The 13,771-nt window shown below is 71.4% G+C and carries 15 protein-coding genes; 7 read left to right on the forward strand and 8 right to left on the reverse strand.

Annotated features, from left to right (window positions below):
• Nucleotides 1-142: 142 nt before the first annotated feature.
• Nucleotides 143-2,704 carry a glycosyl hydrolase family 18 protein gene (locus AB0J76_RS43225; RefSeq protein WP_352326678.1) on the reverse strand — a complete coding sequence of 854 codons (2,562 nt, stop codon included), beginning with the start codon at nt 2,702-2,704 and terminating at the stop codon, nt 143-145.
• 99 nt (nt 2,705-2,803) lie between these two features.
• Here AB0J76_RS43225 and AB0J76_RS43230 point away from each other — a divergent pair, with 99 nt between their 5' ends.
• Nucleotides 2,804-4,207, forward strand: coding sequence for an MFS transporter (locus tag AB0J76_RS43230; RefSeq protein WP_352326677.1), 1,404 nt, complete (start codon nt 2,804-2,806; stop codon nt 4,205-4,207).
• Here AB0J76_RS43230 and AB0J76_RS43235 read toward each other — a convergent pair.
• Genes AB0J76_RS43235 through AB0J76_RS43245 form a run of 3 tightly spaced genes read right to left on the reverse strand, consistent with a single transcriptional unit; the run spans nt 4,155 to nt 5,559 of the window.
• Entirely contained in the window at nt 4,155-4,649 is a 495-nt protein-coding gene (locus AB0J76_RS43235) for a TIGR03618 family F420-dependent PPOX class oxidoreductase (RefSeq protein WP_352326675.1), read from the reverse strand. The genes AB0J76_RS43230 and AB0J76_RS43235 overlap by 53 nt on opposite strands.
• Before the next feature lie 29 nt (nt 4,650-4,678).
• On the reverse strand, nt 4,679-5,074 hold the full coding sequence (locus tag AB0J76_RS43240) for an ester cyclase (RefSeq protein WP_352326673.1): 396 nt from the start codon (nt 5,072-5,074) through the stop codon (nt 4,679-4,681).
• A 29-nt stretch (nt 5,075-5,103) separates the two neighbouring features.
• Complete coding sequence (locus AB0J76_RS43245) at nt 5,104-5,559, reverse strand: hypothetical protein (RefSeq protein WP_352326672.1); 456 nt, start codon at nt 5,557-5,559, stop codon at nt 5,104-5,106.
• Nucleotides 5,560-5,673: 114 nt separating this feature from the next.
• On the opposite strand from AB0J76_RS43245, the gene AB0J76_RS43250 reads away from it, so the two are divergent.
• Entirely contained in the window at nt 5,674-6,879 is a 1,206-nt protein-coding gene (locus AB0J76_RS43250; RefSeq protein WP_352326670.1) for an amidohydrolase, read from the forward strand.
• Nucleotides 6,880-6,954: 75 nt separating this feature from the next.
• Nucleotides 6,955-8,040 carry a PrsW family intramembrane metalloprotease gene (locus AB0J76_RS43255; protein ID WP_352326668.1) on the forward strand — a complete coding sequence of 362 codons (1,086 nt, stop codon included), beginning with the start codon at nt 6,955-6,957 and terminating at the stop codon, nt 8,038-8,040.
• 55 nt (nt 8,041-8,095) lie between these two features.
• Here AB0J76_RS43255 and AB0J76_RS43260 read toward each other — a convergent pair whose 3' ends face one another.
• The gene (locus tag AB0J76_RS43260) at nt 8,096-9,439 is read right to left on the reverse strand and encodes an MFS transporter (RefSeq protein ID WP_352326667.1); all 1,344 of its coding nucleotides are present in this window, start codon (nt 9,437-9,439) and stop codon (nt 8,096-8,098) included.
• A gap of 46 nt (nt 9,440-9,485) precedes the next feature.
• Between AB0J76_RS43260 and AB0J76_RS43265 the strand changes: the two genes are divergently transcribed.
• Complete coding sequence (locus tag AB0J76_RS43265; RefSeq protein ID WP_352326665.1) at nt 9,486-10,004, forward strand: helix-turn-helix domain-containing protein; 519 nt, start codon at nt 9,486-9,488, stop codon at nt 10,002-10,004.
• A 34-nt stretch (nt 10,005-10,038) separates the two neighbouring features.
• The gene (locus AB0J76_RS43270) at nt 10,039-10,659 is read left to right on the forward strand and encodes a pyridoxamine 5'-phosphate oxidase family protein (RefSeq protein WP_352326663.1); all 621 of its coding nucleotides are present in this window, start codon (nt 10,039-10,041) and stop codon (nt 10,657-10,659) included.
• Nucleotides 10,660-10,774: 115 nt separating this feature from the next.
• Here AB0J76_RS43270 and AB0J76_RS43275 read toward each other — a convergent pair whose 3' ends face one another.
• The 3 genes from AB0J76_RS43275 to AB0J76_RS43285 all read right to left on the reverse strand — a co-directional run bounded on the left by AB0J76_RS43275 (nt 10,775) and on the right by AB0J76_RS43285 (nt 12,252).
• Nucleotides 10,775-10,948: a hypothetical protein gene (locus tag AB0J76_RS43275; protein WP_352326661.1), complete on the reverse strand. Its 174-nt coding sequence runs from the start codon at nt 10,946-10,948 to the stop codon at nt 10,775-10,777.
• Nucleotides 10,949-11,256: 308 nt separating this feature from the next.
• The gene (locus AB0J76_RS43280) at nt 11,257-11,703 is read right to left on the reverse strand and encodes a carboxymuconolactone decarboxylase family protein (protein WP_352326660.1); all 447 of its coding nucleotides are present in this window, start codon (nt 11,701-11,703) and stop codon (nt 11,257-11,259) included.
• Between the two features lie 90 nt (nt 11,704-11,793).
• Nucleotides 11,794-12,252, reverse strand: a complete 459-nt coding sequence (locus AB0J76_RS43285; RefSeq protein ID WP_352326658.1) for a hypothetical protein — start codon at nt 12,250-12,252, stop codon at nt 11,794-11,796.
• A 79-nt stretch (nt 12,253-12,331) separates the two neighbouring features.
• Between AB0J76_RS43285 and AB0J76_RS43290 the strand changes: the two genes are divergently transcribed.
• Together AB0J76_RS43290 and AB0J76_RS43295 are read left to right on the forward strand one after the other, a co-directional pair.
• Complete coding sequence (locus AB0J76_RS43290; protein ID WP_352326657.1) at nt 12,332-13,438, forward strand: MFS transporter; 1,107 nt, start codon at nt 12,332-12,334, stop codon at nt 13,436-13,438.
• Nucleotides 13,439-13,517: 79 nt separating this feature from the next.
• Nucleotides 13,518-13,769: a hypothetical protein gene (locus tag AB0J76_RS43295; RefSeq protein ID WP_352326656.1), complete on the forward strand. Its 252-nt coding sequence runs from the start codon at nt 13,518-13,520 to the stop codon at nt 13,767-13,769.
• Nucleotides 13,770-13,771 lie beyond the last annotated feature (2 nt).

A 13,771-nucleotide genomic window follows, 5' to 3' on the forward strand; every position in this document is an offset into this window, starting at 1 on the left:
TGAATTCATGACTTTGTTTTGTGCGATTTTTATCGCTGCGGGCCCCTCCGTTTTTGTATTCTCCCCGGTTATTTGGGGGGGGGGGGGCCGCCCGCGGCGCCCCGCCCCCCAGCTGTTACCGAACGGTGTTACTGAGCCCGGGCTACTTCAGACCGGCGTCCAGCGCGGTGGTGAGCACGCCCGGGTCGCCGGACATCTCCCAGATCATCGCGCCGAGCAGGCCCTTGCTCTTCAGCCAGGCCGTCTTCTTGCCGATCGACCAGGCGTCGTCGAACGTCCACCACTGCCCGTTGTTGCCGGTGTAGCAGTAGGTGGCGACGGCGACCTCGTCGTGGCGGACCGTGCAGCCGGGGACCATGGCGAGCAGGTTGCTGTAGCCGCGGGTGCCCGCCTCCTCCTGGAACTGGCCGGGAGCCGCGCCGTGCGCGTCCTGCCACTCGCCGAACTTGCCGCCGTCGGTCACCTGCTGCCAGCCGCGGCCGTAGTAGGCCAGGCCGATGGTCAGCTTGCGCGGGTTGACGCCGGCCTGGAGGTAGACGTCCACGGCCTTCTCGACGCTGAAGTCCGGGTTGTACGGGCTGTCCGCGTCGAGGTACAGGTTGCCCTGGTGGCCGGTGCGGTTCGGCTCCCAGGAGTTGTCGCTGCCCGCGCCGTGGAAGTCGTAGCCCTGGATGTTGAAGATGTCCAGCGACTTGGCGACCTCGGGCAGGTCCCAGCCGGCGGCGATCTTGGCCGGGTCGGCCGGGGTGAACGCCGTGAGCTGGTACCGCTTGCCGGTCGTCGTCGTCAGCGCGTCGAGCTGGCGGCGGAACTCGGCGATCAGCAGCGTGTTGTTGGCCTTGTCGTTCTGGCCGATGTGGTTGCCCGCGTGCCCCTCGGCGCCCGGCCACTCCCAGTCGAGGTCGATGCCGTCGAAGATGCCCGCGGCCGTGCCGGGACCGCCCTTGCCGTTGTAGTCGGGCAGGTTGCCCTTGATGTAGGTGTCGATGCAGGAGGAGACGAACTTCTTGCGGGAGGCGTCGGTCGCCGCCACGTCGGAGAAGTACTTGGAGTACGTCCAGCCGCCGAGCGAGATCAGCACCTTGAGGTTCGGGTACTTCGCCTTGAGCTTCTTGAGCTGGTTGAAGTTGCCCTGCAGCTTCTCCCAGCCGGTGTCGGCGACCCCGTCGACCGACTGGGCGGAGCTGAACGGCCTGCCGTAGTCGGCCTCGGCGTCACCGGCGCCGTCGCCCTGGTTCGGGTCCTGCGGGTCGGACGTGGTGCCCTTGGTGACGCCCTGCAGGCAGGTCAGGTTCTTGGGGTCGATGTTGGCGAAGGCGTAGTTGATGTGCGTCAGCTTCGCCGCGGCCCCGGTGGTGTCGAGGTTGCGGACGAAGTACTGACGGCCGTAGATGCCCCACTGGACGAAGTAGCCGACGCGGGCGTACCCGGTCTCGACGATGTCCGACGTCGTCGCCTTCACCGGGGCGGAGGCGGCCGAGAGGTTGTCGTACAGGTCGCGGGCCTTGACCGTGAAGGAGTACTCGGTCGAGGGGGACAGGCCGGAGACGACCGCCGTCGTGCCGGTGACGGTCGTGGCCAGGGTCGAGCCGGCGAAGACGTCGTAGTTGGCCACGCCGGTGTTGTCGGTGGAGGCCGTCCAGGCCAGCGTGACGCTGCTGGAGGTCTTGGCCGTGCTGCGCAGGCCCGAGGGCGCCGACGGCGCCTGCGCGTCGTCGGCCGGGTTGCGGGTGGTCACCTTCAGCGGCGCGGAGGCGGCCGACAGGGTGCCCTTGCGGTCCTTGGCCTTGACGGTGAACGTGTACTCGGTGTTCGGCGTCAGGCCGGAGACCGTGCCGGAGGTCTCGGTGACCGAGGCGGCCAGGGCGGAGCCGTTGTAGATCTCGTACCCGACGATGGGCAGGCTGCCCTGGGTGGCGGCGTCCCAGGCGAGCGAGACGGTCTTGGTGGTCTTGACCGGCGAGCGCAGGTTCCCGGGGGCGCCGGGCGGCGCGTCGGGGGTGCCGTCGCAGTTGACGTCGTTGATCCGGCAGCTCGTCGGCTCGGCGTTGGCCGTGCTCACGGTGAAGCTCGAGCTGTAGGGCTCGGTGGTCGCGCCGGCGTTCACGGTGGTGTTGTAGTGGACGGGGGTCAGCGTGACGGTCCGCCCGCTCTGGGTGAGTGAGCCGTTCTGGGCGTTGCTCGCGGTGACGCCCGCGGGCAGCTCGAACACGATCGACCAGCCGTTCAGCGCGGTGGTGCTGTTGTTGGCGACGATGAACTTGGCCGAGGTGCCGCTGACGTCGTACGTGGCGCTGACCGGCGGCTTGGCGGGCGGGTCGCCGCCGGTGCCGTCGCAGTTGGCGCCGTTGATCAGGCAGCTCGTCGGCTGGACGGCCGAGCTCAGCGTCACCTTGGGGCTGTAGGGTTCGGTGTTCTTCCCCGCCTGCACGGTGTTGATGTAGAAAGCGGGGGTGAGCGTCACCTTGGTGCCGTTCTGGCGGATGGTGGCGTTCTGGGGGTTGCTCGCGGTGACCCCGGAAGGCAGCTCGAAGACGAGCGACCAGCCGCTGACGGCGGTCGTGCCCGGGTTGCTCACCAGGAAGGTGCCGGTGTTCCCGGAGAGGGAGAACGTGGCGATGAGGCGGCTCGCGGCCTGTGCGGGAAGGGTGCACATGCCGATGATCACGAGGACGGCGATCAGGGGGGTGACTAATCGGCGCACGTCAAGGACCTTTCTTTAAAGAAAGTTTCCTAACAATTACGCGGATCGTAAGCCCCTCCCACTCAACTTGCAAGAGCCTGTCTGATCTAGCCTGACAAGATGCGAGGGGTGCTGCCGGTCCTGCTGTCGGCGTGGTTCATGGCCCAGTTCGACTTCTTCGTGGTCAACGTGGCCGCGCCGGCCATCGAGCACGACCTGAGCGCCGGTCCGGCCGCCCTGGAGCTGATCGTGGCGGGGTACGCCTTCACGTACGCGGCCGGCATGATCACCGGCGGCCGGCTCGGCGACCGCTACGGCTACCGGCGGCTGTTCGTCCTCGGCGTGGCCGGCTTCACCGTCGCCTCGGTGTTGTGCGGCCTCGCGCCCGGCGCCGCCTGGCTGGTCGCCGCCCGCCTGCTCCAGGGCCTGGCCGGAGCCGTCATGGTGCCCCAGGTGCTGGCCATGATCTCGGCCGTCTACCCGCCGGAACGCCGCGGCCGCGCCCTCGGCTGGTACGGCGCCGCCGGCGGCCTCGGCTCCATCGCCGGCCAGGTGCTCGGCGGCCTGCTGCTCACCGCCGACGTGTTCGGCCTCGGCTGGCGGGTGATCTTCCTGATCAACCTGCCGGTCGGCCTGGTCGTCGTGCCGCTGGCCCGGTGGCTGCTGCCCGAGGCCGACCCGCACAAGCCCGTCGCGTTCGACCTGCCGGGCGCGGCGGGGCTGGCCGCCGGGCTGGCGCTGCTGCTGGTGCCGCTCGGCCTGGGCAACAGCCTGGGCTGGCCCGCCTGGACGTGGGCCGCCATGGTGGCGAGCGCGCCGGTGTTCGCGCTGACCTGGTGGTGGCAGCGGGCGCTGGCCGCCCGGGGCGGGCAGCCGGTGCTCGACCTCGGCCTGCTCAAGGTGCACTCCTATCTGGCGGGCGTGGGGGCGATCGTCGCGTTCATGGCGTACTTCGCCTCGTTCATGTTCACGCTGACGCTGCTGCTGCAGAACGGGCTCGGGCTCACCGCGTTCCAGGCGGGCCTGGCCTTCGCGCCGATGGGCGTGCTGTTCACCGTGACCTCGCTGCTGGGCACCCGCCTGGTCAGCCGGTACGGGCTGGTCGTCGTCATGATCGGCGGGCTGGTCACCGCGCTGGGGCTGGCGCTGGTGGTGGCCGGGGCCGGGCGCGGGCTGCCGTACGTCATGGTCGCGCTCATGCTCGTGGGCTCGGGCAACGGCCTGGTCCTGCCGCGGCTCATCGGCGCGGCGCTGGTGGAGGTTGCGCCGCACCAGGCCGGCATCGGGTCGGGCGTGCTCAGCACGGCGCAGCAGTTCGCCGGCGCGGGCGGCGTCGCGGTGATCGGGGCGGTCTACTTCGCGGTCGCCGAGGGCGGCGGGCACGCGCCGGCCATGCGCTGGTCGGCGGCCATCGACCTGGCGCTGATCCTGCTGGTGGTCGCGATGGTCGCCTACAACCGGCGGCGCGCGATCAGGAGGGCGCCGGGAGCAGGGCCCCGTAGAGCCGTTTCGCCTGGATCCTGACCACCAGCCGGCGGTCGGCGACCATCCGGTGCAGGAACGCCAGCTCGCCCGCGGCGTCGCCGAAGGACGGCTGCATGGCCAGCAGCTCCAGGCCCACCTCGTCGCCCGGCCGGTCGGTCACGGGGGACAGCTCGGCCTCGCCCTCCGCGACGGCGTAGGAGCCGAAGTCGTCGCTGGTGACGTAGAGCGCGCAGCGCGGGTCCCGGTGCAGGCGGCGCACCGTCAGCCGGTCGGCGACGGTCGAGATCCGCACCACCCGCCGCGGCGGGTCCCAGGTGTAGACCACCGTGGACAACTGCGGACGGCCGCCGCCGCCGTTCGTGGCGAGCGCGCCGAAGCGCTGGGCGGCGAGCAGCGCCGACAGGTCCTCCTCGGGCAGCTCCAGCGGCTGGGCGCCCATCCCGCCCATCGGGCCCATCGCCCCCATTGCCTCCTGTGACATCCTTCGACCCCCGTCGTGATGCGAATATGTCAGCCTATCCCGAGTTGCCGGGAGAACGACTGGACGTCGGAGATCACCCAGTATTCGGAGAATCGTCCGTCCGTGGCACGCAGGAGGTCGTGGCCGGAGGAGACGGGGGTGCCCGGCGGGGCGCTCGCGCCGGGCAGGCCGCCCCGATAGGCGCCGGTGAACGTCCATCGGGCGGCGACCAGGTCGCCGTCGACGGCCGGGCCCACGTCGAGCGTGACCCGGACGTCGTCGAACGGCTCGTGGCCCTGCCGGATCGCCTCGATCAGCCCGTCGGGGCCGTGCACGTCCGTGCCGGGCCAGTGGCCGACGAACTCGGGGGTCACCAGGTCGTGCGCGAGGGGGAGGTCGCCGTTCCACAGTTCGAGCAGCCAGCGCTCGTACAGTTCGGTCAGCATGGCCTCACCCCTACCCGCGCGAGGCGCGATCAGGTGCAGTTGCCCCAGGTCTGCCGGCCGCCGCCGGCGACGGCCGGGTCGTGGCCGTTGGGCTTGATCGAGCCCCAGAACTTCACGCAGGCGTTGGCGGCGTAGTACTTGACCGGGCCGGCGTAGTAGGCGAACTTGCCGCTGTCGACGCGCTCGACCACCTTCTTGCCCTTGGGCTGGACGGTCAGCATGGCGCTCATCGGGGTCTTCGTGCCGACGAAGCTGGACTTGACCGTCACCACGCAGTTCTCGCCGCTGCTGCGGCTGTAGAGCAGGTAGACCGTGCCGTAGCGGCGGCCGCTGGAGGTCTTGACGGGCTGCGTGCCGCCCTTCACGATCCAGAAGCCGGAGCCGCAGATGCTCTCCGGGCTACGTGCGGCGGTCGCGCCGGCCGGGGTCGCCACGACGCCGCTGAGGCCGATCGCCGCCGTGAGAAGGATTGCCTTTGCCAGCATGCGCACCAGTACGTCCCTTTCGATGCCTTGACTGAAGATCTCGACAAGCATGCCCGAAACTTGGTTATCGGTCCAGGTTTTAGGCAGGAAGCGTGACGACTGTAGGTTTCCGGCATGACTCTCGCCATCATCAACGGATATGTCGTGCCGGTTGACGGAGACCCCATCGAGGGCGGCACCGTCCTGGTCGGCGACGGGAAGATCGTCGCCGTGGGGCGGGACGTGGCCGTCCCGGAATCCGCCACCGTCGTCGACGCGGCCGGCGGCTGGGTGCTGCCCGGTTTCGTCGAGGCGCACGGCCACCTCGGCGTGTACGAGGAGGCCGAGGGCTGGGCGGGCAACGACACCAACGAGATGACCGACCCCAACGGGGCCCGGCTGCGCGCCCTCGACGCCATCAACCCGGCCGACCAGGGCTTCGCCGACGCGCTGTCCGGCGGCGTCACCACCGCCGTGATCAAGCCTGGCTCCGGCAACCCGATCGGCGGCCAGACGGTCGCGGTCAAGTGCTGGGGCAGGTCCGTCGACGAGATGCTGGTCAGGGAGCCGGTGAGCGTCAAGAGCGCGCTGGGGGAGAACCCCAAGCGCGTCTACGGCGACCAGAAGAAGCTGCCCTCCACCCGGCAGGGCGTGGCCGCGGTGATCCGCGACGCCCTCATGAAGGCGCAGGACTACAGGGCGAAGAAGGCCGCGGCCGAGCGCGAGGACAAGCCGTTCGACCGCGACGCCACGCTGGAGATCCTGGTCCGGGTGCTCGACGGCGAGCTGCCGTGGTGCCAGCACGCGCACCGCGCCGACGACATCGCCACCGCGCTGCGCCTGGCCGACGAGTTCGGCCACCGGCTGATCCTCAATCACGGCACCGAGGGCCACCTGCTGGCCGACACGCTGGCCGAGCGGAACGTGCCGGTCATCATCGGCCCGCTGTTCACCAGCCGGTCGAAGGTCGAGCTGCGGCAGCGCGCCCTGCGCAACCCGGGCATCCTGGCGCGGGCCGGGGTCGAGCTGGCGATCACCACCGACCACCCGGTGGTGCCCATCCACTTCCTCGTCCACCAGGCCACCCTCGCCGTCAAGGAAGGGCTCGACCGGGACACCGCGCTGCGCTCGATCACCGTCAACCCGGCCCGCATCATGGGCCTCGACGACCGGGTCGGCTCGCTGCGTCCCGGCCTCGACGGCGACGTGGTGATCTGGTCGGGCGATCCGCTCGACGTGATGAGCCGGGCGCTGAGGGTGTTCATCGCCGGGCGTGAGGTGTACTCCTACGTGGACGGGGAATCCGTCGTGGCCGATCCCTATTACCGCGAGTCACGGTGATGTAGGCGACTGTCAAGTGCGCGACGGCCGGGAACGCTCATAGTAGGTGCACTGAGTCGGAGAAAGGCGCCCCCCATGACAGCTCCGCTGCCCGCCAAGAGACCCAGCAAGGCACTCCTGATCGGACTGGTGGTCTCAGGCGTGCTCGCGCTGATCGTCCTCGGTCTCATGCTGCACAAAGGCGGGCCGGTCGGGTTCGGGCTGTCGGCGGTGCTCGGGATCGCGCCGCTGCCGGTGCTGCTGGCCGCGGTGCTCTCGCTCGACCGGCTGGAGCCGGAGCCGAAGCTGCACCTGGCCTTCGCCTTCGCGTGGGGCGCGGGCCTGGCGATCGTGCTCGGCGTCGGCCTGACGCTCGCCGGGCAGGCGCTGTTCCTGCGGGCGGGGTACGGCGCCCAGCTCGTCAACGACGTCGGCACCGTGTTCCTGGCCCCGGTGATCGAGGAGGCGCTGAAGGGGTCGGCGCTGCTGCTGCTCCTGCGCAGGAAGCAGGAGATCGACGGCCTGACCGACGGCATCGTCTACGCCTCCATGGCGGGGCTCGGCTTCGCCGCCGTGGAGAACATCGGCTACTACCTGATCGCGTTCGGCCAGGACGGCACCGGCGCCGCGGTCCGGCTGTTCGTGCTCAGAGGGCTGATCGACCCGCTCGGCCACCCCATCTACACCTCGATGATCGGCCTCGGCGTCGCCTACGCGCTCACCCGCCGCACACCCGGCAGGTTCGCCGCGATCCCGCTCGGCTACCTGGGCGCGGTCGTCCTGCACGGGTTGTGGAACGGCGCCGCCTCCACCCAGTCGCTGGCCTGGCTGGGCACGGCGTACCTGGTGATCATGGTGGCGCTGGTCCTGCTCGTCGTGGTCACCGTCGTCGAACGCCGCCAGCTCGTCTCGAAGATGGGCGTCTACCTGCCCGGCTACGGCCCGACGGGCCTGGTCACGGCGGAGGACGTGAAGATGCTCAGCACGCTCAAGGCCCGCAAGGCGGCCCGCAGGTGGGCCAGGGGCGCCGGGTTCGGCCGCGCGATGAGCGACTACCAGCAGGCGGCGACCGAGCTGACCGTGCTGCACCTGCGGGCCGAACGGCAGGGCATGGACCCGGCCAGGTTCGCCATGGAACGCGACGCCCTGCTCACCTCGATGGCCCACGCCCGGCGCTGGTAGCCGGGGCCGGGGCTCAGGACCGGGCTCGGGCTCGGGATCGGGGGCGGGGGCGGGCTCAGGGGCGGGTGAGCACGGCGGCCAGGGCCGTCACCGCCGCCAGCACGATGCAGGCCGCCACCGCGACCGTCGCCCCCCGGTCCACGCCGAACGCGCCCACGACCGCGGCCACGCCGGCCGCGCCCAGCGAGGAGCCGACGTAGCGGGCGGTGTTGTTGGCGCCCGACCCCATGCTGACCCGGTGGGCCGGCACGCTCTCGATCGCCAGGTGGGTGATCGAGGAGTTGATCAGCCCCGATCCGGCGCCGCTCACCACCAGCCCGGCCATGACCAGCGGCAGGTCCAGGGAGCCGCCCACGCCCAGCAGGCCGGCGAACCCGAGCGCGGTCAGGCCGAGGCCGAGGGCGAGCCGGGCGGCGGTGCGCAGGCGTACCAGCCGGGACGCCAGCGACACCGCGAACGACGTGCCCGACCAGAGGCCGAACAGCAGGCCGGTCTGCAGCGGCGTCAGCGCGTGCGCGGTCTGGAGCACGCTCGGCAGGTAGCTGAGCAGGCCCACCACCGCCGCCCCGACGACCAGCGCGCCGCCGGTGGCGACCAGGAACACCGGCCGCCGGAACAGCTCCAGGTCGAGCAGCGGCTCCGGACGCCGGCGCTCCACCGTCACGAACGCCGCTACCAGCACCACCGCCAGCACGAACGCCCCGACCACCACCGGACGCCCCCACCCGGCACGCCCTTCGGTGACCCCGGCGACCAGCGCGCCCACGCCCAGGCTGAGCAGCACCACGCCGGGCACGTCGAATCGGCGCGGCGCGGGGGAGCGCGACTCGGCCAGCAGCCGCGCCGAGGCCACGGCCAGGGCGAGCGCGGCGGCCGACAACACCCAGTAGACCGCCCGCCAGCTCACCGCCGTGGCCAGCGCGCCGGAGGCCAGCGGGCCGACCGCGGTGCCCAGCCCGATCATGGCGCCGTACAGGCCGGTGGCCCGCACCCGCTCGGCGCCCGAGGGGAAGGCGTGGCCGACGATGCCCAGGCTGGCGGCCAGCATCGCCGCGCTCGCCCCGCCCTGCGCGAGCCTGGCCAGCACGAACACCGGCACCGACGTGCTCAGCGCGGCCGCCACCCCGGCGGCGGCCAGCACGGCCGACCCCCACACCAGCACCCGCCTGCGCCCGTGGTCGTCGGCCAGCCCGCCGGAGACCAGCAGCAGCGCCGACAGCCCGAGCGAGATGCCGCCCAGCATCCACACCGGGCCCGTCGGCCCGGCGTTCAAGGACGCGGCCGTCTGCGGCAACGTCACCATCGGCACCGTGTAGTTCGTCAGCACCAGCAGGGGCGCCGCGGACGCCACGGCGAGCGTGCCCGGCCGGACCCGGGTCAGTTCGGTCACTGAACTCATGCGGCGCAACGTATCACGGTTCGGTGAATGAACTAACATGGATCCCATGGCGCTCGGCAAGAACTACGAAGGCCAGGACTGCTCGCTGGCCAGGGCCCTGGAAGTGATCGGCGAACGGTGGACGCTCCTGGTCGTCCGCGACGCCATGTACGGCGTACGCCGCTACGGCGACTTCCTCGCCCACCTCGACATCCCGCGGGCGGTCCTGTCCCAGCGGCTCGGGGCGCTGGTCGAGGCCGGCGTGCTGGCCAAGAGCCGCTACCAGGACAACCCGCCCCGCGACGAGTACGTCCTGACCGCCACGGGCCGCGAGTTGTGGGTCCCCATGCTGGCCCTGTCCCAGTGGGGCGAGCGCAACCTCGGCGGGGACGGCCCGCGCCGCCTGTTCCACCACGCCACCTGCGGCGCCCGGCTCGACCCGGTGTCGCGGTGCCCGTCGTGCGGCACGGCCGTCGGGCTGGAGGAGGTCGAGGTGCGCCCCGGCCCCGGCCTGACGGACAGCCGTGATGATCCGGTCAGCGTGCTGTTGCGGGCACCCCACAGGATGCTTGCTCCGATCTCCTGACAAAATCGGGCGGTAACCCCCGAGAGGAGATCAGATGAGCTGGGCGGAGATCGGGTCCGAGGAGGAGTTGCGGGAACTGCTGGGCGAGGTGATGCCGAGGGCCGCGACCAAGGAGCGGGCGCGGCTGCACGCGCGTGATCGCGACTGGCTGGCGGCCTCCCCGTTCTGCCTGATCGCCACGTCCGACGCCGAGGGCAACTGCGACGTCTCGCCCAAGGGCGACCCGGCCGGGTTCGTCCACGTCATCGACGACACCACGATCGCCATTCCCGACCGTCCGGGCAACCGCCGGGCCGACGGGTTCCTCAACGTGCTGAAGAACCCGCACGCCGGCCTGATCTTCCTGATCCCGGGCCGCAACGAGACCCTGCGCGTGAACGGCCGCGCCCGGCTCGTGCGCGAGGCGCCGTTCTTCGACGAGATGGTGGTCAAGGGTCACCGGCCGCGGCTGGCCCTGGTGGTGGAGATCGAGCAGATCTTCTTCCACTGCGCCAAGGCGTTCCTGCGCTCGCAGCTGTGGGCGCCGGACTCCTGGAACCCCTCCGTCCTGCCCTCGCACGCCAGCCTGATCAAGGAGGTGCAGGTGGTCGAGGAGAGCCTGGAGCAGCTGGAGTCGTACTACGGCGAGTCCTACGCCAAGAGGCTCTACGGCTGAAACCGGACGGCCGGCGGGGGGAGCCGGTCACGTCGAGCCTCAGCGGCGCGGTGAACTCGTACGGATTCGTGCGGGTTCGTACGGATTCATGCGGGTTCGTGCGGGTTTCGTGCGGTCAGGCGGCCGGCGTCGGTCCGCCGGGGAAGTGGATCACGTTCCGGCCGCTGTAGGCCCGCAGGTCGACCACCTTGGGGTCGGTGGCCTCGGTCCTTCTGCGGCGGACCGCCGCCCGGATGTCGCGGATCTTGTGCCTGGCGATGTGCGGCGGCACCACCGCAAGCCTCTTCATGTGAGCCCCCCGTGATGTTTCTGTTACCTCTGTTATCTACCGATACAGCCGTAAGTTCGCTGTAAAGGGTAGCTAATAGGGCAACTTTCGCCCCGACGGGGTGCGCAGATCGAGTTCGGCCGACGGATGCGGACGCCTGATGGCCGTCGATTTCGGGACTCTGACACGTTTCACGGTCTTCCCCCTTTCGGGCCGCCGCCGGCTGACGGCGGCTCGGCGGGTGCCGCCACCCGCCTTGCGCGCCAACCTAACCGGGGCCGCCGGGGCCGCTCAACGCATTTCTACCGCCTCGCGCGGTCGCGCCCGCCTCACGTCCCCGGGACCAGGCGAGCGGTCACGCCGATCCGGTTCCACGCGTTGATCATCGCGATGGCGACGACGAGGGCGGCGAGCTGCTTGTCGTCATAGTGCTCGGACGCCTGCCGCCACACCTCGTCCGGCACGGCCTCGCCGCGGTCGGCCAGGCGGGTCGCCTCCTCGGTCAGCGCCAGCGCCGCCCGCTCGGCCGGGGTGAAGACCGTGGCCTCCCGCCAGGCGGCGACCGACCACAGCCGCTCGTCGCTCTCCCCGGCCTTCTTCATGTCGCTGCTGTGCATGTGCACGCAGTAGCCGCAGCCGTTGATCTGGCTGGCCCGCAGCTTGACCAGCTCGATCGTGGCCGCGGGCAGGTCGCTGCCGTGCATGTACGCCTCCACCGCCAGGAACCCCCGGTACGCCTCCGGGGCGAGCCTGGCGATGTCGATGCGCTGGGTCATGGTGATCCTCCCTGTGTCGGCTTCCATGACACAGGACGAGGCGGCCCGGCGCGATGTGACAGCTCCGGGCGGGGCGGACCGGATTCGTTGTCAGCCCCGGCAGTTGCCCCACGAGCCGCGGCCGCCCCAGGCCTCGACACGGTTGTCCGGGGTGCGCGTCCAGCCCGCGTACTTCACGCACTTCCAGCTACCGTCGATGTGGCCGGTCTCGGCGTAGAAGCGGTAACGCTGCACGTCCTCGCTGCGGCCGCCGCCGCGGACCTCGATGGAGGCGCCGGTGACCGTAGGGGTGCCGCGGAAGGCGGTCTTGATGGCCGCCACGCAGTTCTTCCCGGCGCGCTTGTTGTACATCAGATAGACGTGCCCGAGCACCTTCCCGTCGCGCGTCTTCATCGCGCGGTGGCCGTCCTGCACCCGGTGGTAGCCCGCGCCGCAGACGCGCTCGGGCGTCTCGGGGGCGGCGGCCGCGGAGGCGGCGTAGGCGGAGGAGGGGGTGGCGGCGATACCGGCGGCGACCAGTCCGGCCGCGATGACCGTTCGCGTCAGCACGATTTTCCCTTCGGCGGGGGACATTAAGGACGTCGTCGATCTTTACCGAGACTTGACCGCAATTCAAGGGGGTTGGTGAATGCCGCTGATCGCGGTGTCCGCCGTCTGGGCGGTGTTCTGGGGGGCCTGGGCGGCTCTGCTGCCGGCGGTGAAGCAGGAGCTCGGCGTCTCGGCGGCGCAGCTCGGCGCGGCGCTGGGCGCGGTGCCCGTCGGGGCCCTGCCCGCGATGGCGCTGACCGGACGGCTGGCCCGCGGGCGCGAGCGCCTTGCCCTCACGGCGGCGACCGTCCTGTTCGGGCTGGCCGTGGCGGGGCTGGCCGCGGTCACCGCGTACGGGCCGCTCGTGGCCGGGCTGCTGCTGCTCGGCGCGGCCAGCGGGGCGCTCGACGTGGCGCTCAACCTGACCACGGGACGCGTCGAGCGCGAGAGCGGACGGCGGCTCTTCCAGCCGGTGCACGCGGCCTTCCCGCTCGCGGTCATCGTGGCCGCCCCGCTCACCGGCCTGGCCCGGTCGCTCGGCCTGGACGTCCGGGCCGTGCTGCTGGTGATCGCGGTGCTGGTGGCGGCGACGTCCCTGTCGCTGCGCGCCCTGCCGGTGGGCCGCGGCCGGGCCGCGCCCGCCGGCGACCACCGCGCGTGGCGCCGGTTGTGGGGCGTCGCGCTGCTGCTCGGGACGCTGGCCGGCTGCGTGCTGGTGATCGAGAACGCGGTCGAGCAGTGGTCGGTGCTCCTGCTGGAGGAGCACAGGGCCGCCACGCCCCTCACCGCGAGCCTGGCCCCCGCGGTCTACATGGCCGCGCTCACGGCCGGCCGGCTCGCCGCGCACACGCTGCCCCCGGTGCCCCCGCGCGTGTGGTACCTGGTCGCCGGGGTGGGCGGCGCGGCCGGGATCGGCCTGGCCGGGCTCGGTGACGGCGTGCCGCTGTCGATGGCGGGCTTCGCCCTGACCGGGCTGGCGCTCGGGCCGCTGGTGCCCGCGCTGCTCAGCCGCTCTGCCGCCGACGACCCGACCGGGACGCTGGTGTGGGGCGTCTCGATGGTCTCCTACGCCGGGTTCGTCGTCAGCCCGCTGCTGGTGGCGGTGCTGACCGGACCGTTCGGGCTCCCCGTCGCGCTCGCCGCGCTCGGCCTCCTGGGGCTGCCGCTGCTTGTACGGTTCGTCATCATCGATGGTGACTCGGCCTGAATATGGCGTTTCGTTGGGGAAAGCGGGCCATGGTTCGGGGTATTGCCCCAGGTGATTCGGACGTGAAGAGGGGATCACCATGGCCGTCTGCGACAACTGCGGCAACGACTACGACATGGCCTTCGAGGTGCACGCGCAGGGAGCCGTGCACACCTTCGACTGCTTCCAGTGCGCGATCGAGGCCATGGCGCCGATCTGCGAGCACTGCGGCACCAAGGTCATCGGGCACGGCGTCCAGTCGGGCGAGCACTGGTACTGCTGCGCCCACTGCGCCCGCGAGGAGGGCAACAAGGGCATCGTCGACCGGGTGATGGCGAGCTCGTCCGCCTGACC

The organism is Nonomuraea sp. NPDC049624 (assembly GCF_040675255.1).
In the GTDB taxonomy this organism is placed as follows: domain Bacteria; phylum Actinomycetota; class Actinomycetes; order Streptosporangiales; family Streptosporangiaceae; genus Nonomuraea.